At 56.1% G+C, this 22,025-nt stretch carries 24 protein-coding genes; 13 read left to right on the top strand and 11 right to left on the bottom strand.

All coding sequences use genetic code 11. The features are described from left to right. The first annotated feature begins 55 nt into the window (after nt 1-55). From RQI55_RS12350 to RQI55_RS12330, 5 genes are all read left to right on the top strand, one after another. Nucleotides 56-1,747 (top strand): methyl-accepting chemotaxis protein, encoded by a 1,692-nt coding sequence (locus RQI55_RS12350; protein WP_192064791.1) that lies wholly within the window; start codon nt 56-58, stop codon nt 1,745-1,747. Nucleotides 1,748-1,849: 102 nt separating this feature from the next. After that, nucleotides 1,850-2,344, top strand: coding sequence for a chemotaxis protein CheW (locus tag RQI55_RS12345; protein ID WP_042616618.1), 495 nt, complete (start codon nt 1,850-1,852; stop codon nt 2,342-2,344). Nucleotides 2,345-2,358: 14 nt separating this feature from the next. Beyond that, the gene (locus tag RQI55_RS12340; RefSeq protein WP_192064793.1) at nt 2,359-3,207 is read left to right on the top strand and encodes a CheR family methyltransferase; all 849 of its coding nucleotides are present in this window, start codon (nt 2,359-2,361) and stop codon (nt 3,205-3,207) included. Continuing rightward, nucleotides 3,207-4,307: a chemotaxis response regulator protein-glutamate methylesterase gene (locus RQI55_RS12335; RefSeq protein ID WP_192064794.1), complete on the top strand. Its 1,101-nt coding sequence runs from the start codon at nt 3,207-3,209 to the stop codon at nt 4,305-4,307. Before RQI55_RS12340 ends, RQI55_RS12335 begins: the two co-directional genes overlap by 1 nt. 117 nt (nt 4,308-4,424) lie before the next feature. After that, nucleotides 4,425-5,117: a ParA family protein gene (locus tag RQI55_RS12330; protein ID WP_243257489.1), complete on the top strand. Its 693-nt coding sequence runs from the start codon at nt 4,425-4,427 to the stop codon at nt 5,115-5,117. A gap of 17 nt (nt 5,118-5,134) precedes the next feature. On the opposite strand, the gene RQI55_RS12325 is transcribed toward RQI55_RS12330, so the two are convergent. Further along, nucleotides 5,135-5,563 carry a DUF4112 domain-containing protein gene (locus RQI55_RS12325; RefSeq protein WP_311272666.1) on the bottom strand — a complete coding sequence of 143 codons (429 nt, stop codon included), beginning with the start codon at nt 5,561-5,563 and terminating at the stop codon, nt 5,135-5,137. A 181-nt stretch (nt 5,564-5,744) separates the two neighbouring features. On the opposite strand from RQI55_RS12325, the gene RQI55_RS12320 reads away from it, so the two are divergent. Then, on the top strand, nt 5,745-5,987 hold the full coding sequence (locus RQI55_RS12320) for a hypothetical protein (RefSeq protein WP_311272665.1): 243 nt from the start codon (nt 5,745-5,747) through the stop codon (nt 5,985-5,987). A 54-nt stretch (nt 5,988-6,041) separates the two neighbouring features. On the opposite strand, the gene RQI55_RS12315 is transcribed toward RQI55_RS12320, so the two are convergent. The 8 genes from RQI55_RS12315 to RQI55_RS12280 form a co-directional block, all read right to left on the bottom strand. Continuing rightward, nucleotides 6,042-6,398, bottom strand: coding sequence for a hypothetical protein (locus tag RQI55_RS12315; protein WP_311272664.1), 357 nt, complete (start codon nt 6,396-6,398; stop codon nt 6,042-6,044). A 90-nt stretch (nt 6,399-6,488) separates the two neighbouring features. Next, complete coding sequence (locus RQI55_RS12310) at nt 6,489-6,983, bottom strand: ribonuclease H (RefSeq protein WP_311272663.1); 495 nt, start codon at nt 6,981-6,983, stop codon at nt 6,489-6,491. A 48-nt stretch (nt 6,984-7,031) separates the two neighbouring features. After that, nucleotides 7,032-7,805: an EAL domain-containing protein gene (locus RQI55_RS12305; protein ID WP_042616626.1), complete on the bottom strand. Its 774-nt coding sequence runs from the start codon at nt 7,803-7,805 to the stop codon at nt 7,032-7,034. A 124-nt stretch (nt 7,806-7,929) separates the two neighbouring features. Further along, nucleotides 7,930-8,940, bottom strand: coding sequence for a LacI family DNA-binding transcriptional regulator (locus RQI55_RS12300; protein WP_311272662.1), 1,011 nt, complete (start codon nt 8,938-8,940; stop codon nt 7,930-7,932). A 39-nt stretch (nt 8,941-8,979) separates the two neighbouring features. Then, on the bottom strand, nt 8,980-9,885 hold the full coding sequence (locus RQI55_RS12295; RefSeq protein WP_311272661.1) for an SMP-30/gluconolactonase/LRE family protein: 906 nt from the start codon (nt 9,883-9,885) through the stop codon (nt 8,980-8,982). Between the two features lie 88 nt (nt 9,886-9,973). Next, complete coding sequence (locus RQI55_RS12290; protein WP_311272660.1) at nt 9,974-11,065, bottom strand: substrate-binding domain-containing protein; 1,092 nt, start codon at nt 11,063-11,065, stop codon at nt 9,974-9,976. Between the two features lie 44 nt (nt 11,066-11,109). Further along, entirely contained in the window at nt 11,110-12,177 is a 1,068-nt protein-coding gene (locus tag RQI55_RS12285; RefSeq protein WP_042616630.1) for an ABC transporter permease, read from the bottom strand. A gap of 17 nt (nt 12,178-12,194) precedes the next feature. After that, complete coding sequence (locus tag RQI55_RS12280; protein ID WP_311272659.1) at nt 12,195-13,691, bottom strand: sugar ABC transporter ATP-binding protein; 1,497 nt, start codon at nt 13,689-13,691, stop codon at nt 12,195-12,197. Nucleotides 13,692-13,866: 175 nt separating this feature from the next. Here RQI55_RS12280 and RQI55_RS12275 point away from each other — a divergent pair, with 175 nt between their 5' ends. The 6 genes from RQI55_RS12275 to RQI55_RS12250 all read left to right on the top strand — a co-directional run bounded on the left by RQI55_RS12275 (nt 13,867) and on the right by RQI55_RS12250 (nt 19,572). Continuing rightward, nucleotides 13,867-14,811, top strand: coding sequence for a 2-hydroxyacid dehydrogenase (locus tag RQI55_RS12275; RefSeq protein ID WP_311272658.1), 945 nt, complete (start codon nt 13,867-13,869; stop codon nt 14,809-14,811). A gap of 10 nt (nt 14,812-14,821) precedes the next feature. Then, nucleotides 14,822-15,853, top strand: coding sequence for an L-idonate 5-dehydrogenase (locus RQI55_RS12270; RefSeq protein WP_311272657.1), 1,032 nt, complete (start codon nt 14,822-14,824; stop codon nt 15,851-15,853). A 19-nt stretch (nt 15,854-15,872) separates the two neighbouring features. Further along, nucleotides 15,873-16,628: an SDR family oxidoreductase gene (locus tag RQI55_RS12265; protein ID WP_042616633.1), complete on the top strand. Its 756-nt coding sequence runs from the start codon at nt 15,873-15,875 to the stop codon at nt 16,626-16,628. A 68-nt stretch (nt 16,629-16,696) separates the two neighbouring features. Beyond that, nucleotides 16,697-17,584 (top strand): NAD(P)-dependent oxidoreductase, encoded by an 888-nt coding sequence (locus RQI55_RS12260; RefSeq protein ID WP_311272656.1) that lies wholly within the window; start codon nt 16,697-16,699, stop codon nt 17,582-17,584. Then, on the top strand, nt 17,581-17,913 hold the full coding sequence (locus RQI55_RS12255; RefSeq protein ID WP_311272655.1) for a hypothetical protein: 333 nt from the start codon (nt 17,581-17,583) through the stop codon (nt 17,911-17,913). Before RQI55_RS12260 ends, RQI55_RS12255 begins: the two co-directional genes overlap by 4 nt. A gap of 369 nt (nt 17,914-18,282) precedes the next feature. Further along, complete coding sequence (locus RQI55_RS12250; RefSeq protein ID WP_311272654.1) at nt 18,283-19,572, top strand: Gfo/Idh/MocA family oxidoreductase; 1,290 nt, start codon at nt 18,283-18,285, stop codon at nt 19,570-19,572. A gap of 251 nt (nt 19,573-19,823) precedes the next feature. On the opposite strand, the gene RQI55_RS12245 is transcribed toward RQI55_RS12250, so the two are convergent. Together RQI55_RS12245 and RQI55_RS12240 are read right to left on the bottom strand one after the other, a co-directional pair. After that, a complete protein-coding gene (locus tag RQI55_RS12245) occupies nt 19,824-20,573 on the bottom strand; it encodes an SDR family oxidoreductase (protein WP_311272653.1) in 750 nt (249 codons plus the stop codon). Between the two features lie 17 nt (nt 20,574-20,590). After that, nucleotides 20,591-21,172: a nucleoside 2-deoxyribosyltransferase gene (locus RQI55_RS12240; RefSeq protein ID WP_311272652.1), complete on the bottom strand. Its 582-nt coding sequence runs from the start codon at nt 21,170-21,172 to the stop codon at nt 20,591-20,593. 161 nt (nt 21,173-21,333) lie between these two features. Here RQI55_RS12240 and RQI55_RS12235 point away from each other — a divergent pair, with 161 nt between their 5' ends. Then, nucleotides 21,334-21,960 carry a ribonuclease D gene (locus RQI55_RS12235; RefSeq protein WP_042616639.1) on the top strand — a complete coding sequence of 209 codons (627 nt, stop codon included), beginning with the start codon at nt 21,334-21,336 and terminating at the stop codon, nt 21,958-21,960. Nucleotides 21,961-22,025: the final 65 nt, after the last annotated feature.

Below are 22,025 nucleotides of genomic sequence, written 5' to 3'. Positions count from 1 at the left end.
ATTGACGGAAGAGGACAGGTACGTCCTGCCTTGATTTCCAGAGGGAACGTTTTCCATGCATCTGACCATAAAATTAAAACTGGCAATGGCTTTTGGCATTATCATTCTGATGATAGTGGGCACATCGGTCTACTCATTGAATAGCCTCAACATTCTGAATTCTGCGGCTAGCGACATCGTCAGAGGGCCTGCGGCCCGCCTTGAGACAGCCCTGGAACTGGGCCGCGTCCAGCTTCGTTTCGTACGAAGCCAGATGAACATTGCTACAGCTGACAATGCCGCAGCAATGGAACGATCGATCCAGAACAGCGATAACTATCGCAAGGAATTCAAAGAGAAGACTGAATGGCTTCAGAAAAACGCCGCAACCGAACAGGGCCGCGCTCAATGGGTTGAAGTCGCCGATATGGCCCAGGATTTGTTTCGCATGGATGACACGGTACGTCAGCTGGCGAGAGCGGGAGACATGGATGGCGCTCTCAAACTGGTCAAAACTCAAGTTCGCGAAATCACTGACAAGATAGCGGAAGCTATCGACCAGCGCGTCGATTCCAACAAAGCCATGATGCATAAGGCTGAGTCAGATGCGAACGATCTCTTCGCCAACGCGTGGTTGATGGTAACCAGCGTATCAGTCGCCGTCGTTCTGATTGCGATAATCGCAGGACTGGTCATTTCGATTGGCATCGCCAAAGGCCTCAACAAGGCAACCGCTGCGGTTCGTAAAGTCGCCGATGGCGACCTCACGACGCTCAGCGAAATCACCACACGAGATGAAATCAGCCGCGTTCTTGAACATGTCAACCTCATGATCGAACGCCTTCGTGGTGTGGTATCCGACTCTCTTTCTGCTGCGGACAATGTGTCATCTGGTAGCCAGGAGCTTTCTGCAAGCTCGGAGCAGGTCTCGCAAGGCGCAACCGAACAGGCATCCTCGACCGAAGAAGCCTCCGCATCGATGGAGCAGATGGCCGCCAATATTCGCCAGAACGCTGAAAATGCTGCACAGACCGAGAAGATTGCCCGTCAGTCTTCGACGGATGCCGAAGCAAGCGGTGCTGCAGTTGGCAAAGCCGTCGTCGCCATGCGCACGATTGCCGAAAAGATTTCCATCGTTCAGGAAATTGCACGCCAGACCGACCTTCTCGCCCTCAATGCGGCCGTTGAGGCAGCACGCGCCGGTGAGCATGGCAAGGGTTTCGCCGTCGTTGCATCGGAAGTGCGCAAGCTCGCTGAACGCAGCCAGTCTGCCGCAGCCGAAATCAGCGCCATGTCAAGCGAAACGGTGACCGCTGCGGCAGAAGCAGGCGAGATGCTGAACCGTCTCGTGCCAGATATTCGCAAAACGGCTGAACTTGTTGCCGAGATTTCTGCTGCATGCCGCGAACAGGATATTGGCGCCAACCAGATCAATGAGGCTATCCAGCAACTCGACCGCGTGACTCAGCAGAACACGAGCGCATCCGAGGAAATGTCTGCGACATCCGAAGAGCTGGCAGCCCAGGCTGAAGAACTGCAAGCGAGCATTGCCTTCTTCAAGGTTGAGCGTGCATCGTCCAGCCGTGCGGCACCCCAGAAACATGCCCCGCAGCGCACCTCTGCCCCAGCCCATGCTTCCAATCCAAATGTGCGCCGGCAGAGCGATAACTCGATTGGCGGGCAGCAGGCGCGCGCAAAGGGTTTCGCGTTGGATCTCTCCATGGGTGGCCCGGATGCAGCCGATCAGGATTTTCGTCAATCCGCATGACGCCATAGGCAATCCGGCGCGGGCTTCTTGCGCCGGATTGCGAGCCTCGCAAGAGGCACATCGAATCTGACTGAATGACCAGGGACTTTGGAGAAAACGTAAATGGCGAGCCCGTCCACTCAAACTCAATACGTGACTTTTAGTCTTGGCGAAGAAGTCTTTGCTGTACCCGTGGATGTCGTGCGCGAAATTCTCGATCACGAAGAAGCGTTTAAAATTCCCAACGGACCGGACTATCTGCTCGGTCTGCGGGATGTGCGTGGTCAAGGCGTTCCGGTGATAGACCTTCGTCTGCGTCTGGGCATGTCGAAGACGGTCAAAACGCCTCATACGCGCATACTGGTTCTCGATATTCCCTTTGGCGAAAAGCTTCTGGCTTTGGGACTGGTTGCAGACAAGGTCTTCGAGGTCACGCCTTTTAACATCGACCAGGTCGAAACAGCCCCTGATATCGGCATTCACTGGAACTCCAGCTACATCGCAGGCGTCGTTCGTCGTGAAGGCGATTTCGTCGTCATCATCGATCTTGCCCAGTTGTTTTCTAGCGAAGCGAAGGATCTTGCCCAGATCAACGCCGGGCCGATGCGGGCTGCGTGAAAGGAATACAAGCGTTGAGTAATGCTGCAAGCGTAAATTTTGATGACACTCTGAGTGCGCGCGATTTTCGCGAGGTTTCGAATTTCATTTATGAGTATTGTGGCATCAAGATGCCGGAAACCAAGCGCTCCATGCTGGAAGGAAGGCTGCGCAAACGTCTGCGCGCCACAGGCTATCCAACTTTCAGCGAATATTGCGACTATTTGTTTCGACATGGCGGAATGGAAGCGGAATCTGTCTTTCTGATCGACGTCGTGACAACCAACAAAACCGACTTCTTCCGCGAACCAAACCATTTCGACTACATGGAACAGACGGTCCTCCCAACCTTGGGACGAAAAGGTGTCGGTCGTATTCGCGCCTGGAGCTCAGCTTGCTCGACGGGTGCCGAACCTTACACCATGGCAATGATCCTGGCGGAAGCCGTGGAAAAAGGCACGATTCCCGATTACTCCATTCTGGCAACAGACCTTTCCACGGAAGTTCTTCAGAAGGCGCGCAGCGGTATCTATGCTCAAGACCTGGTTGATCCAGTGCCACCTGATCTGCGCCGGAAATACGTAATGCAGGCAAAGGAGCGGCAGCGCAACGATGTTCGCATTACGCCCAAGCTACGATCCAAGGTCGGCTTTGCCCGCATGAACTTGATGAACCCGACATATGACATCGGGGAGCCTGTGCATATTCTGTTTTGCCGCAACGTTTTGATATATTTCGATAAAAAGACACAGATTCACGTGCTGACGCAATTGTGCAAATGCATTGCGCCGGGCGGCTATCTCTTTATCGGGCATTCTGAAACTCTGACCGGAACTAATCTACCAGTAAAGCAGGTTGCCAACACAATATTTGTGAAACAGTGATGCCAAATACAGTCAAGAAGATCAGGGTTCTTATCGTCGATGATTCCGCCAGCGTTAGACAAACGCTGACGGCAGTCCTTCAGTCTGACCCCGCTATTGAGGTCATAGGCGCAGCGTCTGATCCCTTCATGGCTGCGAAAAAGATTCAGGAAGACCTGCCTGACGTCATAACGCTGGATGTTGAAATGCCGCGTATGGATGGCATCACTTTCCTGCGCAGGATCATGGCGCAGCACCCCATTCCCGTCGTCATGTGCTCGTCGCTGACTGAAGCCGGTTCAACAACATTGCTTCAGGCATTGGAGGCAGGCGCAGTCGACATCATCCTGAAGCCAAAGATTGGCGTTGCCGACCACCTCGCTGAATCTGCACAGCGGATTTGTGAAGTGGTCAAAGCCGCCGCTTATGCGCGTGTGAAAGGTCTGAGAACGCCATCTCGCCACGCCCTCCCTTCGATGACTCCACAGGCAAAGCTGACAGCAGATGCCGTTCTACCGCCTCCCTCCGGCAAGCCCATGGCACGAACGACCGAAATGGTTGTGTGCGTTGGAGCATCGACCGGCGGCACTGAGGCTTTGCGGGAAATGCTTGAAAAGCTGCCCGCGAATGCTCCTGGCATGATTATCGTTCAGCACATGCCTGAGAAATTTACGGCAGCCTTTGCACGGCGTTTGAATACGCTCTGCGCCGTTGAAATCAAGGAAGCTGAAGATGGCGACACGGTCCTGCGCGGGCATGTGTTGATTGCACCCGGCGACAAGCACATGCTGCTGGAGCGTCAGGGTGCACGTTACTACGTTTCCGTGCGCACTGGCCCCCTCGTCTCTCGCCACCGCCCCTCTGTCGACGTGCTGTTCCGTTCGGCTGCACGCTCGGCTGGCGGTAATGCCATGGGTGTGATCATGACCGGAATGGGCGATGATGGCGCGCGCGGAATGCTGGAAATGAAGCAGGCCGGAGCATTCACGATAGCCCAGGATGAGGCGACCTCAGTTGTTTTCGGCATGCCAAAAGAAGCAATTGCCCATGGAGGTGTGGACAAGATCGTGCCGCTGGACCAGATCGCACGCGAAATCCTAGCGGAAGACCACAGGCGCTGAGAGAAATTGGACTGTTGCTTAAGTAAGCATTAACCATATTGCTTAATGATCGTGACACGCCATGATTTCGGTGTATCGATTGGACGATGATCGTCTCAGGCTTTTATCGGATGCATCATGGCGGTCATTACATTTGCAAACACCAAGGGCGGCGCAGGCAAGACAACGGCCGTGCTGCTGCTGGCCTCGGAGCTTTCGAGGCGCGGTTTGAGGGTTTGCGTTATCGATACCGATCCGCAGCGCTGGCTCTCCAAATGGCGTGAGGCAGCTGATCCACGCGTTGACCTATCTGTCATCACCTATGTTTCAGCCTCGAGCCTTCAGCAGCATGTTCTCGACAACCGCCGCAAGTTCGATCACGTGATCATTGATCTGCCCGGCGCGCAATCGCCTCTGCTGGCCACGGCGGTCGGCCTTTCAAACCACGTCCTGATACCCGTGCAGGGTAGCACCATGGATGCACAGGGCGGCGCGCAGGTGCTGGAACTGCTGCGTTATCTCGACGACCGGGCATCCATCAAGATTCCCCATTCTGTCGTTCTCTCACGCGTTAATTCGATGGTGACGACGCGCGCCCTGCTGGCCGCCAAGGCACTTCTGGCCAAGCGCAATGTGCATGTGCTGGATACGCCCATCATCGAGCGCGCCGCTTTCCGCGACATGTTCGAATTCGGTGGCTATCTGCATATGATGAACCAGTCACAGGTCAGCAATCTCGACAAGGCCTTGCACAATGCAAGCGCGTTTGCCGACGAAGTCATCCGGCTTCTGCCTGCACAATCTGCCACGCGCTACTCATCCGCCGCCTGATACCGCAGCCTTTGGACTTATGATTTCCGCCGCAAATCGTCGTTCTTAACGCCGAAATGCTCGACGATCATGTCCACGTTGCGACGGTGAGACTTGAAGTAGACATCAAACAGATCGCCCACGAGCGGTACGCTACCGACCACTGCGTCGAGGCCGATATTGCCGATCATCCGTACAAGCTTCTCCCTTGGCACGCCCATGCGCCGCGCTTCATTGACGATGTAGAGGCCAACGAGCGCACCAGCGCCATCTCCCAGCACTGGAACAAGCCCCAGAACGGAGTCGGCGCCGAAGCGGAAACGTGTGCCCGGTATCCCCACGGCCGTATCCATTAAGCGGGCAATTCCGGCCAATCGACGCAACCGGCGAACGCGCTCTGCGCCATCCAGAAAATCTTCAGATGTGCTCTGCCCAGTTCCACGTGCAGTCCAGGTTTTAGCAGCCATCGGGTACTCCGCCCACAAAGAGAAATCACACGTCCTAAGGAGTGGTGATGCCACAACCTCACTTCAAGTCTCTCCATGCCCGAAGGTTCCGCCCTGCAGCAGCACATTCGGAACAATAGACGTTTATGTCGGTTAGCCGAGGCAGGGTAATTTGCACCCGTGAAACAGAAAGGACTGCTCAATGACCACGTCCAAAGACAACAAGGGTTCGCTCGAAGACATTCATGATGATGCTAAGGGCCAATTTGCCCGCGGGCTGAAGCGGAGTGACAATAACGGCGTCGATAGCGCCAAGCCAAGGGTTATCACCGGCTCAGACGACGCGACCGCCCATAAATACCCGCCGGGCACGAAGCCTGCGAAAAAAGAATGGGATGTGAACTACGATGAACGGGAAACGAACGAAGGCGATTTCCGCGGATAATGCGTTGCGCGCTGCGGCATGACTGCAAGCGGTCATGCCGCAATATTCCGGTAGCTATCCACTGGCTCGCACGCCAGCGAGAAAGCCCAGTGCCACTGCCAGACCGAGAGAAACGAGCGGGAACTGGCGCACCGTATCCCTTGCAGAGCGGGCGGTTGTTTCGGCACCAGCCTTTGCCGATTGGATCATGCGATCCTGCATCTCCCCTGCTCTCTGCGAAACGCTTTCGACTTCGGCACGCAAAACCGCAACGTCTTCGCCAACCGCTGTGCCAATGCTTCTATCGTGCTCGGCTACCTGCTGTAGGGCCATGTCGACCAGCGGTGCGTCGACTGGTCCAGACAGAGCATCGTTTGGCGTGTTGTTTTCGGTCGGCGCTGTATTTGAGGCGTGTGGATAGGTATCAGACATTTTGACGCTCCATTGCATTGCAGCCTAACAAGAATGAGTGTCGATTGTTCCTATCGATTACAACGACTACTTCTAGCCTAACGTGGGCGCCTATGTTCCGGCGTCCCTCGCCGCATTCGCAAGCGCATCCGCGCGGTCGTTTCCTTCGTTGCCATCGTGGCCTTTGCACCATTCGACCCGAAGACTTTGATGGGTTTCAAGACAGTCGGAGAGCCGTTGCCAAAGGGGAGCATCGACAAGCGCGCGATTGCGCGATCTCGGGTTAGGGGAATACCGCTTCCAACCATTATTCTTCCAGATATGTCGCCAGCGGTCACAACCTTCAAAGACGTGACGGGAGTCCGTCCAGATGATGACCTGCTGAGCTGCCGCCTCGGCAACGGCCCATTCGGAGGCCTGAAGCGCTGCCAAAAGCTCAATCGTATTGTTGGATGTGACCTCGCATCGACCGGATCGTGTCTCAATGACCGTATTACCGGCAACAACGACGAAAGCCCATCCGCCGCGCTTCAATGCGGGGTCATAGGAGCCGTCTACGTAAATATGGAATGGGCCAGAGATGGCAGGATTCGCCAATTGGTTCATCCCACTACCTCTGGCCGTAAAACATGATCAGGACTTCGCAATTTCGCTTCACATGGCTAGAGACATGCCAGCATTGTCGGTGGTGGAGAAAGGGTTTGCGAGCGCCTCAAACGTAGGCCTTGCCAGAACATAACCCTGAATCAGATCAACGCCGAGGTCACGCAGGACTTGAAGTTCTCCAAGCGTTTCTACACCCTCGCAAACAGGCGTAATTCCCAGTTCGGTGAGCATTGCCAGAGTATGCTTGATGACGGTGCGACGAACGCGGTCGCGATCGATGCCCCGGATCAAGTCCATATCCAGCTTGACAATATCCGGTTGGAATTGGGTCAAAAGACCTAAGCCCGCGTGACCTGCGCCGAAATCATCGATGGCGGTCTTGAAACCCAAGGTGCGGTACGTTCTGAGAATATTCAGGAGGTGGTTCGTATCGAGCTGCTCGTTTTCGGTGAACTCGAAAATGATCCGGTCCGTTGGGAAGCCGGTCTTCATCGCGGTTGCAAGCGTCACGCGAATGCAGGCACGGGGCTCATACACGGCATTGGGCATGAAATTGATCGAAAGCATCGTGTCCAGCGACTTGTCGAACAGTTTGGATGCAAGCTCGATGGCCTTGACCCGACATTGCTGGTCGAACGCATAGCGGTTGTCAGGACCCACATTTTCCAGGACAAAGCCTGCGCCTTCTCCGTTAACGCCACGTACCAATGCTTCGTGTGCGAAAACACTGCCCTTTGAGATATCGACGATAGGCTGAAATGCCATCGAAAACGGCAGCGGAAATCCTTCGGCACCATCCCGGCACCCCACACAAGTCGTCATCGCCACGCTCCTTACTTTTGAACATCGACAGTAAGGGCTGATCGTTAACTTAGCGTCTCCCAGAACACGAAAATGTGCTTGTAATGGCGCTTTCCCCACAAGCTATACGCAACTGGCCCTGTTTCTATCGGCTGCTTTCGCGCACGATGAGCTGCGGCTCGATGGTGATATGCGGCATCTCGTTCGCGCCAGTCAAAAGATCCAGCATCAAAGCGCCAGTTCGTTCACCTATCTTTCGGGCATGGGCGTTGATGGTCGTGAGCGCAGGAACAGAGATTGCACCGATCTCGTAGTCACCAAAACCACCAATGGCGATCGTCTCGGGCACGGCAATGCCCCGCCGCTGACATTCGGTAAGCGCGCCGAATGCCGAAAGGTCTGAAACACAAATTACCGCATCGGTATCAGGATATTCTCTCAAAAGGCGAGCCATGGCATTCGCGCCCTCGCGCATGGAGATCGGTGGTGTACCCGCATCAATCAGCCGTGAAGCATCCAGGCCAAGGTCGTGCAGCGCGTTGACAAACCCAAGCCGGCGATTGGTGCCGCGCGTATCACGGCTGGCATCGCCACCGATAAAGGCGATGCGTCGATAGCCGACCTTTACGAAATGATCGACCATGCTGCGCACGGCATCCGCATTTGAAAAGCCGACGAAATGACCAATTGGGTCCGCTGGCACGTCCCATGTTTCAATGACCGGGATATTCGCGTTTTCCAGCAATCGGCGCGCACGGCGCGTGTGCATGCCGCCTGTTACGGCTATTGCCTGCGGTTTGCGGCGCAGGAGATGCTCAATAAGCCTCTCCTCTTCCTGCATATCATAATTCGTGTACCCCAACAGGATCTGAAATCCGTGCGCACTCAGAACATCTGACAGCCCGCCGACAGTGTCTGCAAAATTGGCATTGTTGATCGACGGGATCGTGACCGCGATGAAATCGGTCTTTTTGGAGCGCAGATTGGATGCCGTCGAGTCGAACACATATCCAAGGTCTTCCGCAGCTTTTAAAATCGCGTCACGCGTCTCCTTTGTCACAAGCCCACCGGACTTGAACGCCCGCGAGACGGTCATTGGTGAAACGCCCGTGGCACGCGCGATGTCTGCCATCGTCGGCGTTCTTTCTCTGCGCATTCAGGCTACCTCACTCCAATACCGCCGCGAAAGCGACGTCTATGAATCCACTCTAATATGGCCACGTATCGCAAGCGAGACCGAATAGACAGATGTTGTTGCCGTGATGAAAAGCCTGTGCCCGTTGCGACCGCCAAAACAAACGTTGGACACAGTTTCTGGAACGAGGATCTTACCGAGACGTCGGCCATCGGGAGCGATGCAATGCACGCCATCACCGGCAGAACACCAGAGGTTGCCATTTTCATCGACTCTGAACCCGTCTGCACAACCGGGTTCAATGACGTGAAAAACGTCTCCGCCCGTCAACTCCCATCCGGGGCCAACGGTGAACACACGGATATGGCAGGGATCGCCAGCGAAAATCCGTCCCGTATCGGCAACATAGAGACGTTTTTCATCCGGGCTGAAGGCCAGACCGTTGGGGCATCGAAAATCTGTCAGCACCGCCTGAATGTCCCGAGACACGGGATCAACGCGATAAACATTGCATGGCAGCTCCTGCGTCGAGCGAAACCCTTCATAATCCGTGGAAATTCCGTAGTGCGGATCGGTAAACCAGATCGCACCATCAGACGCGACGATGACGTCGTTGGGTGAATTCAACCTTTTTCCGTCGAAGCTGTCCGCGATGACGGTGATTGACCCATCATGCTCCGTGCGTGAAACGCGCCGCGTCCCGTGCTCGCAACTGATCAGCCGTCCCCGACCATCGCGCGTATGGCCATTCGAGAAATTCGATGGCTCGCGAAAGATACTGGTTCCGGTTGAAGGGCTCCAGCGCATGATGCGGTTGTTGGGAATATCGGAAAACAGAAGGCAATCGTGGTCACCGAACCAGACGGGACCCTCCACCCAGTCAAAGCCACCGGCCAGCTTTTTCAGCGGCGCGTTGCCCAGGACGAAGGTGGAAAAAACCGGGTCCTCAGCTTCGAAAAAAGACAATTCTCCACACTCCATGTCATCTCAAATTCATCGCACGATAGCCATGAGGTGGCGGGCGGCAAGACCGCCACCCGCCAATCCATGAGTTTTACTTGCCCCAGATCTTCTTGTACTGATCGCGATAACCATTGTCGGGATCAAACGAGTTCTTCGGACCGCCATCGAATTCGACGTTATCGACGGTGACGACGTGCAAAGGTGAAACATAGCCGGACCATTTCTCACCCGAGAAAGCGCGGTTCAACTCATCCACAAGCTGCCAGCCCTGCAGGTTGAGTGGCTCTGCCACTGTCACGGACTGATACTGCTTGGCACGGATACGCTGATAGGCGCTTTCGGATCCATCGCCTGCTGCAACGCTTTTCGGTGCGCCATCTCCTGGAATACCGGCAGCGGAAAGCGCCGGGCCCATGAAGTCGAAATAGATGTCGTTGATTGCCAGCGAATGTGTCCACTTCGCACCGTACTTCTGCAGCAGTGTGGTCGTGAGCTGTGGCATGCGCTGTGATGTCTCGGCGATTGGCGTATCGACGTACTCCAGCACGGTGCCGCCAAGCGCTTGGATTTCGGCCTTCATCTTATCGGCCTTGGCAATCGCGATAGCATAGGTCGAGTCCGTGAAAATGATGACGCCGGGCTTGCCGCCTGCATCGACAAAAGCGTAATCGGCCGCGGCCTTGGACACTTCCATCGCATCGGTGGTGACGTTTGCAAACACGCCCACTTCATCGACCGGACCGACGGCAGGCGCTGCGTGCCAGGCCACCATCGGTATTTTCGCCTTCTTGGCTTCAGCCATGGCAGGCTTCTGCTCGACCGCATCAAAGCCTGCGATGATAATACCATTCGGCTTCAACGTCAGCGCCTGTCCAAATGATGCCGTACGACCCTCCACCGATCCGGCACTATCAAGCACATTGACCTTCCAGCCCATGGCCTTGGCGGCCTCTTCGATGCCATTGACGACGCCCAGGATGCCGCCATTCTTCATGTCGGCGGCAACAATGACCACCGCCTTGTCGGCAGCGGCCTTCGGTCCGGTTGTTGGGCCGTCCCACTTTTCGACCTTGCTGGCATATTTATCGACCACGGCCTTTGCGTCAGTGATGGCGTCTGCAAATACCGGGCCTGCCATCAGAATGGCGAAAGCGGCGGTGGTGAGTAACTGTCTGCGTTTCATGGTTCATCCTCCCGTTGAACGTTTTATTTCAGTGTTTGTATGCCTTAAGATGGGTCTTCGACGACCTTCGGAGGCGCACCCTTTGGCTTCAATGCGCCGGCAATGCCGCGTCGGCGCTGGGCGTAACCAGCGATACCGATGGCCACGAGCAGAGTGACGCCATTGAAGAGGGGTTCTACAAAGAACGAGCCGCCGAACTGTTGAATGCCTGCAATGCCAACCGCAAGAATGATGACACCGGTCATTGTGCCCCAGACATTGACGCGTCCGGGCTTGATCGTGGTGGAACCCAGAAACGCTCCAACGAGCGCAGGCAGCAAATATTCAAGACCGACGCTTGCCTGACCGATGCGCAGCCGCGATGCGAGCAACACACCGGCAACAGCCGAGAGCAGGCCCGAGACGATAAAGGCACCGACGACGAAACGGCGAACAGGAATACCGTTCAAGGCAGCCGCCTTGGGGTTGGCTCCAATGGCATAGGTGTAGCGCCCGATAGGCAGATACTCCAAAACGATCCACATCACCAAAGCCAGCGCCAGCACGTAGAAACCGGTGATCGGCAAACCAAACAGCTGGGTTCCATTCAAGGCCAGAAAGCCATCCGGCAGAACGCCCACCACCTGTCGGCCGCCCGTGTGCCAGAGTGCCAGGGCGTAGATGACGGTGCCGGTTCCAAGCGTTGCAATAAAGCTGTCGATCTTGGCGACTTCAACGAGCACGCCATTGAGCAACCCCGTAAGACCGCCCAGTATCAGAACGGTCAAAACAGCGATCGGCCACGGAAATCCGTACATGGTTTGCAGACTGATCGCCAGAATGTGCCAGAGCACAATGCCATAGCCGATCGTCAGATCGATGCGCCCGCATGCCATGGGGATCATAGCCGCAAGAGACAGAATCGCAATGATCGTCTTGTTGGCAATGATCGAGCGCAGGTTCAGCGCTGTCGGGAATGTATCCGGCAGCATCACCGAGAAGAAGAGAATGAGCAGGGCCGTCAGGATCACCAGACCATAGACCGGCAGCAGGCGCCGCAGCCTCTCAGCGGTGGAAAGGCCCTGCAATTCCGAACGAGTCGGTTCAAGTGCGTTGGACTGGATGGATTGCATCTTCGTTCTCCAGTAAATCAGGCCGCTTCAGAAGCCGATGCCGCAGCAATGACGGCGGATGTGGTCAAGTCGTCTCCACTCAGCTCGCGCACGATACGACCGCGAGAAAAGACGAGTGCCCTGTGGCAAATGTGAGCGATTTCTTCAAAATCCGTGGAAATGACCAGAACAGCCATACCCTCTTCGACCGCCGCCGCGATCAGGCGATAAATATCCGCCTTGGCACCGACATCGACACCGGCGGTCGGGTCTTCGGCAATCAGCAATTTGCGCCCGGTGGCCAGCCACCGTCCGACGACAACCTTCTGTTGATTGCCTCCCGATAGAGCTTCGATGGCCAGTGACTGGTCGTTGGGCCGCAGCCCAACCTTTTCACCAATCGACCAGGCTTGTGCGGCTTCTCTGGCTGGGGACAGAAACGCGCCGAGTTTACGACCCGAGGCACCGGGATTGATGAAAGTGTTTTCACGCAGTGACAACGACATGGCGACGGACTCTTCCGTGCGGTCGCGCGCAATGAGACCAATCCCGGATGCGATTGCGGTCTCCGCTGACCGCAGATCCGGCTTCTTGCCACGGATCGTTACCTCGCCTGTGGCTTCCTCAACGCCGAACAAAGCGCGCCCTATCAACTCCTGTCCGGCACCACGCAGACCGACCAGCCCTAGCAACTCACCCTGCCGCAGATTGAAGGACACAGGCCCCGCGCCCCGGCATGCAAGACTGTTGACGGTGACAAGCGTTTCGCCCGGCTCCGTGTGTGCCTTGGCAAACAGTTGATCCGCTTTTCGACCAACAATCATGCGAATGAGTTGATCGGGGTTTGTATCGCTGACGGCGCTTTCACCAACCAGGCGGCCATCACGCAGGACAGCAACACGGTCTGCGATTCGAAAGATTTCATCGAGGCGATGGGAGACATAGATCATCGCCACTCCCCTCTCCTTTAACGGCCTGATCGCATTGAAAAGGCGGTCGACCTCATCGGCGGGCAGGCTGGCCGTTGGCTCATCCAGCACAAGAACATCGGCTTCAACGGCTAGTGCACGGGCAATCGCGACCAGCGACTTTTCGGTGCGCGTCAGGCTTTGAATGCGGGTGGTCGGGTCAAAATCGCAGCCGACCAGTTTCAACGCCTCGGCGGTCCGCCGTGCGGTCTCATTCCAGTCAATGAGCTTCCGCTTGAGCGAGAAGCCTTGGGCAAGGCCCACATTTTCCGCCACGGTCATCCATTCGATGAGGCCGAGGTCCTGATGGATGAACGCGACGGGCTGACGCTCGTTTGGCTTTGGCGGCCTGTAATGATAGGGCTCGCCACGGAAAAGTATTTCACCCGCGTCCGGCTTGTAGATACCCGCCAGCGTCTTGATAAGCGTGGATTTGCCAGCGCCGTTCTCACCCAGCAAGGCCATAATCTCACCCTGCCGCACCTCAAGCGAAACATCGGTCAGAGCTTTCGTGCCGCCGAACTCCTTCGAAACGGAACGAAATTCCAGAAATTGATCAGCTCCCATTCGCTCCTCCCAAAGCTTGAGAGTTAACGCTATGATAACGATAACATAGGAGTCAAGCGACATTTGTGGACCGAACTCTTTCATCGGATCAGAGGACACTCTGCACCCAATTTAGGCTGGACAAAGCGATTTCCCGAACTTATGTTATCGATAACAAAACATTGGAGGAATGCTTTTGGGCAAGGTTCATATTCTTCAGGCTGGCGCATATCCCGCATGGGACGAAGAGCGTCTGAACGCCAATTTCACAGTGCATCGCTATTTCGAAGCCAGCGACAAGGGACAATTTCTGTCAGATCATGGCAGCAATATCAGGGCTATAGCCACGCGCGGCGAACTTGGTGCAAGCCGTGAGCTTATCGAGGCGCTGCCTAATCTCGAAATCATCAGCATCTATGGTGTCGGCTACGACGCCGTTGATCTGGCCGCTGCACGAGAGCGCAACATCCGCGTGACGAACACACCCGATGTGCTGACCAAGGATGTCGCAGATCTCGCAGTGGGAATGATGCTGGTTCAGGCACGCGGCATGATCGGCGGCGATGCCTGGGTCAGAACCGGTGACTGGACCAGAGGCGCATATCCGCTCAAATCCCAAGCCCATGGCAAGCGTGTCGGCGTGCTCGGCCTTGGCCGTATTGGCTTTGAGGTTGCAAGACGCCTCGCGGGCTTTGATATGGACATCGCCTACTCGAGCAAGGCCCCGAAAGACCATGCGGGTGACTGGACATTCATTGCAGACCCAGTCGAACTTGCGGCCCGGTCTGATTTTCTGTTCGTCACGCTCGCAGCATCTGCTGAGACACGCCATATTGTTGACCGCAAGGTTATCGAGGCGCTTGGGCCTGAGGGCATGTTGATCAATGTTTCCCGCGCCGCCAATATTGATGAAGAGGCTTTACTCGATGCGCTGGAAACCCGAACATTGGGTTCCGCCGCACTGGATGTGTTTGCCGGGGAGCCACACCTCAACCCTCGCTTCCTGAAGCTCGATAACGTGCTGCTGCAGCCACATATGGCGTCAGGTACGTTCGAAACCCGCAAAGCCATGGGCGCTTTGGTGTTTGACAACCTTTCGGCACATTTTGATGGTCGTACCCTCCCGACCCCTGTTCTTTGAGGTATTAAAAATGAAAGCCATTGTCATCCACGCGCCCAAGGATTTGCGTATCGAGAAGCGAACTGTCGAGGCGCCCGGCCCCGGCGAGGTCGACATCCGCCTTGCGGCCGGTGGAATATGCGGATCGGACCTGCACTATTACGCCCATGGCGGTTTCGGGACCGTCCGTTTGAAAGAGCCGATGATCCTCGGTCATGAGGTTTCGGGCTACGTTGCAGCCCTTGGTGAAGGCGTATCTCATCTGGCCGTTGGAGACCTCGTGGCAGTTTCGCCATCGAGGCCTTGCGGCTCTTGCGAATATTGCCACAAGGGCCTGCCGAACCATTGCTTCAACATGCGTTTCTATGGTTCCGCAATGCCATTCCCGCACATACAGGGCGCATTTCGCGAACGGCTAATTGCCAATGCCAGCCAGTGCGTCAAGGCCGATGGCCTTACCCCTGGCGAAGCTGCCATGGCAGAGCCGCTTTCGGTAGCCTTGCACGCAACGCGGCGCGCTGGCGAGTTGCTGGGCAAGCGCGTGCTTGTGACGGGCTGCGGACCGATCGGAACATTGTCGATTCTGGCTGCGCGCCGCGCGGGTGCGGTGGAAATCGTGGCTGCTGATTTGTCAGCGCGTGCCTTGAGCTTTGCAAAGGCTGCAGGTGCTGATCGGACAATCAACCTGTCCGAGGAGCGCGATGGCCTGGCAGATTTCAGCCTGAACAAAGGCTATTTCGATGTGCTTTACGAGTGCTCCGGCGCCCAACCGGCGCTGGTCGCCGGTATTCAGGCGCTGAGACCCCGTGGCGTGATCGTGCAGCTCGGTCTGGGCGGCGATATGTCCCTGCCGATGATGGCGATCACCGCAAAAGAGCTCGATCTTCGCGGCTCCTTCCGCTTCCATGAGGAGTTTGCTACCGCCGTGAAGTTGATGCAGGGTGGCCTGATCGACGTCAAACATCTGATTACCCACACCTTACCGATCTCGGAAGCCTTGAAAGCGTTCGAAATCGCTTCGGATAAGGGGCAATCGATGAAGACACAAATAGACTTCAGCTGATCTACGTCTGGGAGACACTATGAGCATTCAACTTTTCGATCTGACCGGCAAGCGCGCGCTCGTTACGGGTTCGTCACAAGGCATTGGCTATGCGTTGGCGCAAGGCCTCAAGGCTGCGGGGGCAGACGTTATCTTGAACGGCCGCGACGAGGCGAAGCTGAAAGCTGCCGCAGAGGCGCTTGGCACAAAGCACATGCTGTGCTTTGACGCGACAGATCATGAGGCTGTTCGCACGGCAGTTGATGCCTTCGAACAAGACACAGGCTCAATCGACATTCTCGTCAACAATGCCGGCATGCAGCACCGTTCCCCGCTTGAAGACTTTCCGGCGGACGCCTTCGAAAGACTGCTGCGAACCAATATTTCCACGGTGTTTAATGTTGGCCAGGCCGTTGCACGGCACATGATCAAGCGCGGTGCGGGAAAGATCATCAATATCGCCAGCGTGCAGACGGCTCTTGCCCGCCCCGGCATCGCGCCCTACACCGCCACAAAAGGCGCGGTGGGCAATCTGACGAAGGGCATGGCCACCGATTGGGCTAAATACGGCATTCAATGCAATGCCATAGCGCCCGGCTATTTCGACACCCCCCTCAACGCAGCGCTTGTTGCCGATCCAGCTTTCACGACATGGCTTGAAAAGCGCACACCGGCCGGTCGTTGGGGAAAGGTCGAAGAGCTTGTCGGCGCGTGCCTGTTCCTATCGTCAAACGCCTCGTCCTTCGTCAATGGACACGTCCTTTATGTGGATGGCGGCATCACAGCATCGCTGTAACCGATTGAAGAGGGTGCCCCTGAAGAATGGGGCACTCATATTTTCGAAAACTCTGGGAGGAGGCCACTATGACGAACAGGGTCGCACTGATTGGTGCAGGCGCCATGGGTGGCGCAATCGGCAGCCGGTTGGTCGAAACCGGCAATCATCTGTCGGTCTTTGATCTCGACCGCGAAAAGGTCCAAGCGCTCGTCGATAAGGGGGCCGTCGCTGCCGCTACGGCAGCGGATGCTGCCCGGGCGAGTGACTACGTGATCCTCAGCCTCAATTCGCCCGAGGTCATACGCCGCGCCATTTTTGGCGATGCAGGTGTGGCCGATGGCGCAAAAGCCGGGACATTGATCATCGACATGTCCTCGATCGATCCCGACGCTACGAAAAAGCTTGCGGCTGATACGGCGGAAAAAGGCTTACGCTGGGTAGATAGCCCGCTATCCGGCGGCGCACCCAAAGCCTTGATCGGCCAATTGACGCTGATGGCAGGTGGCTCCGATGCGGACGTCGAGGATGCTCACACCGTGCTGAAGCATGTGGCGAGCAACTACACCCACATGGGACCAGTCGGTGCGGGGCAAACAACCAAGCTCATCAATCAGGTGCTGTGCGGCCTTGGATTTCTGGCGGTTGCTGAGGCGACGCAGCTCGCGCTCGACGCTGGTGTGGATGCGGCCAAGATTCCGCAGGCGCTGAAAGGCGGACGGGCAGACAGCGCAATCCTGCAGGAATACATGCCGCGTTATGTTGCGAAGGACTACCGACGCACCGGGCGTATCGACAACATGGTCAAGGACCTCAACGGCGCGCAGGATCTTGCCCGCCGGACCAACACCAGCATGCCGCTGACCGCAATCTGCGCCGAAATTCACCGCATGATGACAGCCTCCGGCTTCGGGGCTGAGGATCAGGCTGCGCTGATGGAATTTTTCAAGGGACCCAACAAGGAAACATTAGAATGATTACGCGCTACGCTCTTTTTGAAGGAAAAGTCAAAGACGGCCATACCGAAGCTTTTCGCAAAGCCGTGCTGGAGCGAATCCTGCCAAAGTGGCAGCAGTTCCCGCATGCGACAGATGTGCGCATCTCATTTGCAGAAGCCCGTGACGATGGCGCACCGGAACTGCCGATGATCCTTGCCATCAACTATCCAAGCCTGGAAGCTGTCGAAGAAGCACTCGCCAGCCCCGTTCGCAGCGAGGCGCGCGCAGCAACTGAAGCCGTTCTGGCCGAATTCTTCGAAGGCCGTATTCACCACCACGTCACCCTCGCAAACGAATACAAGCTCTAAACATTTCTGGTGAAATGCGTGGACGGTGCCAGCGTAGGCGGCACCGTCCACCCCATCGCCCCGGTTCATATCAGCTGTCCCAAACACATCAGAACAGTGGCTGCGGCGGCACGACGTCGCGCCGATGGATACGCCGAAAGCCGGTGTCGATCGCCACTCGGCAGATGATCGCGTTATAGCATCTCAAAATATGCTTGCCTAAAAATCATAATACGACTTTAATGCTTAGATAGTATCTATCTGGGCGGTGGGAGTGCGCTCAGGGCTTGAGCATTTCTGCAACGGGTTCAGATACTTCACCGCCATCCCCTCCCAAGACATCTCGCCAATCGCCTTCGTGGCGATGTATGCACCCAAAAGGGAATTCTAGTGAAAATCGCCATTGTAGGATGCGGGTCACGTCACAAAATGTTTCGCGATTCCGTAACGGAAGACTACTCGGACAAGCATGAAATCGTGGCTCTGTGCGATAGCAATGGCCATCGCCTGGCCGAAGCCGCAAAGGCGCTTCTCAAACCGGGCACAAACGGTGTCCCCACATATCTCGCCGAAAATTTCGATCAGCTGATCGCGGAGCAAAAGCCGGATACAATCGTGGTCGCAACGCCGGACTTTCTGCATTCCGACTATATCGTCCGCGCCTTTGAAGCGGGTTGCGATGTCATTTGTGAGAAGCCACTGACGATCGACCTATCGCGGTTGAAACAGATTGTCGATGCGCAGGCCCGTACAGGCCGCAAGGTCATGGTCACGTTCAATTATCGTTACTCCCCTGCCCGCACGCAGATCAAGGAAATCCTGTCATCAGGCGTTGTCGGCACGATTACGGCTGTCGACTTTCGCTGGCATCTCGACCGCGTGCATGGCGCAGATTATTTCCGACGTTGGCACCGGCAGAAGGAAAATTCCGGCGGGCTGCTCGTCCACAAGTCGACGCATCATTTTGATCTTCTCAACTGGTGGCTGGCGTCTGCACCAACAGAGGTCTTCGCATCTGGCCAACGCGCATTTTACCGGCCAGAGACAGCCGTGGAGCTTGGGTTGGAAGACCACGGCCCGCGTTGTGCCGACTGTCCGGTGGCGGATAAGTGCGCTTTCCGTCTCGATCTCTCTGCCGACGACCAATTGAAAGCCCTCTATCTCGACGCTGAAGATGATGATGGCTATTTCCGCGACAGGTGCGTGTTCGATGCGGATATCGGCATAGAAGACACGATGCAGGCTCACATTCGCTACGCATCCGGCGTTACCGCCAATTATACCCTCACCGCATATTCGCCATGGGAAGGGCTGGAAATTCGCTTTCAGGGCACGAAGGGCGAAATCACGCACAAACATGTTGAAGTCCACGGCGTGTTCGGTGGCGTCCGCGACCATGCCGACGAAGAGGCAATCACCACTGAGCTGCATTTGGCAGGTGAAAAGCCCAGGATGATCGCAGTGCCCAAGGCTGCAGGAAACCACGGGGGCGCAGACCCAGTCATGCTTGGCTATATCTTCGCGCCTGACACACTGGAGCCGGATCGCTTCAACCGCGCCTCGGACCATGTCTCCGGTGCATGGTCGATTCTCACGGGAATTGCGGCCAATGCTTCGATAGAAACAGGATCAGCCGTCAGCATCCAAGCGATGCTGAAATCTCGTGATATCAAGATTTGAAGGGCCCAAAAAGGGAAAAGCCTGCCGCGGGAGGAGGTGCGGCAGGCTTTAAACTTGATCGACAACTGGGAGGAGGAGTGCTGTCGATCCACATCTCGCGACGCGGGGAGGAGGAGTGCGTCGCTTCGATGGCTTAAATATAGCTTAGCTCACAAAAATTAACAGAGCATCTCTCGCAATGCAGGCATGCAGTTTTGCATAGCTGGACGATCCCTGCCGCCTTTTTCATCAACCTGTCGCCATCTCCACGCTTACACCTCGCGGTGGACCTGGAAACCGGCGAACGACTGATTGACCGGCATAAGCTCTATGCTGTTGATGTTGATGTGCTTGGGCTGCGAAGCCACCCAGTGGATCGTATTGGCAATATCGTCTGGCAGGATGGGGTTCACACCCTTGTAGAGCGTGTCTGATGCATCCTTGTTGCCGCCGGTGCGCACAACGGTGAACTCGGTTTCGCACATGCCCGGCTCAATCGACGTGACGCGAACGCCCTTGCCATGCATGTCTGACCGCAAACCTAGCGAGAACTGACGCAGAAAGGCTTTGGTGCCGGCATAGACATTGCCGCCAGCATAAGGCCAGTGGGCCGCAACCGACGACAAGTTAATGACGATGCCACGGCGCTCAATCAGGCCCGGCAGGATGTGATGCGTGATGTTCAGCAACCCGGTAATGTTGGTGTTGACCATTGTGTGCCAGTCTTTCAACGGCACATTGGGCGCGGTGCCTGTTCCGAGTGCAAGACCTGCATTGTTGACGAGGATATCGATACCCTGAAATTCGGAAGGAAGCGCTTCGAAGGCCGCTGCCATCGCCGCTTCATCCGTGATGTCAAAGACCATGCCGTGAAATGCGGTTCCGAGTTCTTCACCCAGCTTGGCAAGGCGATCTGCCCGGCGACCCGTGCCGATGACTTTCCATCCGTCTTTGGCAAATAATCTGGCTGTCGCCTCGCCAAAACCCGAGGTCGCGCCTGTGATGAGGATGGTTCCGCTCATGTGTAACTCCGTATTTTTTAATCTCTATGCTTCAGCAATGCGTCAACGGCATGCTGCAGGCACTGCTTGAACGCGCTGAGATCGGTGTAAATCGCATCTGCAGGCGCATCGCCGACCACGACAACGCCGCCGCGCCTGATGATGCCACCATGCAGCATAAGATTGTCCGCCATGTCGAAATTCTCGATGGAAAGTCCGTCCGGCCCACGATAACGCCCGGTCTCATCCTGCGTTGGCGACTTTCCATAGTGATCAACGATGCGTGTGAAGTGGTTTGCTGCAACATTCGTATAGGCAAAGACTGGCTTGCCAAGGGCGCACATGAAGCCAAGCTCGTAACTCGTGCCAGTATCCGCGGCGATGCCCCGAAACGGCGTCAGGTTTGCAATGATGGCATCTGCCTCCAGCATCATCTGCTCGTCTACCGCATTGATATTGCAGCCATGGCCGACTTTCGTTTCTGCGGGCGGTATCTGGAGATCGCCGGGTGACAGAGGCTCAAATCCGGCTTGGCGGGCAAGCTCCGCCTTGGCATCGAGCATTTCACGGGCATTGGGCAGGAAAACTTCCGGCCCGGCGAGGTAGACTTTGACTGGCATGAGATGCGGCACTTCTTTCGAAATTGAACGACTGTGCCAGACTAATCCTTTCGTCTGGCAGTGCACAAGGTACAGGATCGCTCGAAAAGGATCATGACATGGTATCGCGACCAACCACTTTCGGCTATAGGGCCATCGACAATCCAGCAGTGGAGACAGAAATGGCAGCGAAGATCCGTTATCACGAAGGCGATATCTCAAAAGAAGACGCAGGCCGTTATACCGGCGCTGTCGCTATCGATACGGAAACGCTTGGCCTTGTTCCAAGGCGCGACCGCCTATGCGTCGTTCAGCTTTCACCCGGCGATGGCACCGCAGATGTTATCCGCATCGCAGCCGGCCAGAAAGAGGCCCCAAACCTCGTCACCTTGCTCGCAGATCCGGCCCGCCAGAAGATCTTTCACTATGGCCGCTTCGATATTGCCGTTCTTTTCCACACTTTTGGCGTGACATCGGCACCGGTCTTCTGCACCAAAATCGCCTCGCGCCTTTGCCGCACCTATACGGATCGCCATGGATTGAAGGATAATCTCAAGGAATTACTGGAGGTCGATATCTCCAAGGCGCAGCAATCGTCTGACTGGGCCGCCGAAAAACTGTCGCCTGCGCAACTGGAATATGCGGCATCTGATGTGCTGCATCTTCATGCTCTTCGAGACAAATTGACGACGCGCCTCATTCGCGATGGCCGCTACGAACATGCTGAAGCGTGCTTTGCCTTCCTGCCGACACGCTCCAAGCTCGACCTGCTGGGCTGGGAAGACACGGATATCTTTGCTCATAGCTGAGTGTCGCGCTTTGCCTGTTGTACCAAAACCGGATTGAAGAAACGATGGCACTTAGCAAATCGTTA

The sequence above is a fragment of the Rhizobium sp. WCS2018Hpa-16 genome, assembly GCF_031843705.1.
Lineage (GTDB): Bacteria > Pseudomonadota > Alphaproteobacteria > Rhizobiales > Rhizobiaceae > Agrobacterium > Agrobacterium tumefaciens_C.
The sequence above is the reverse complement of the archived record's forward strand: the minus strand, read 5'-3'. Positions and strand labels throughout refer to the sequence as shown.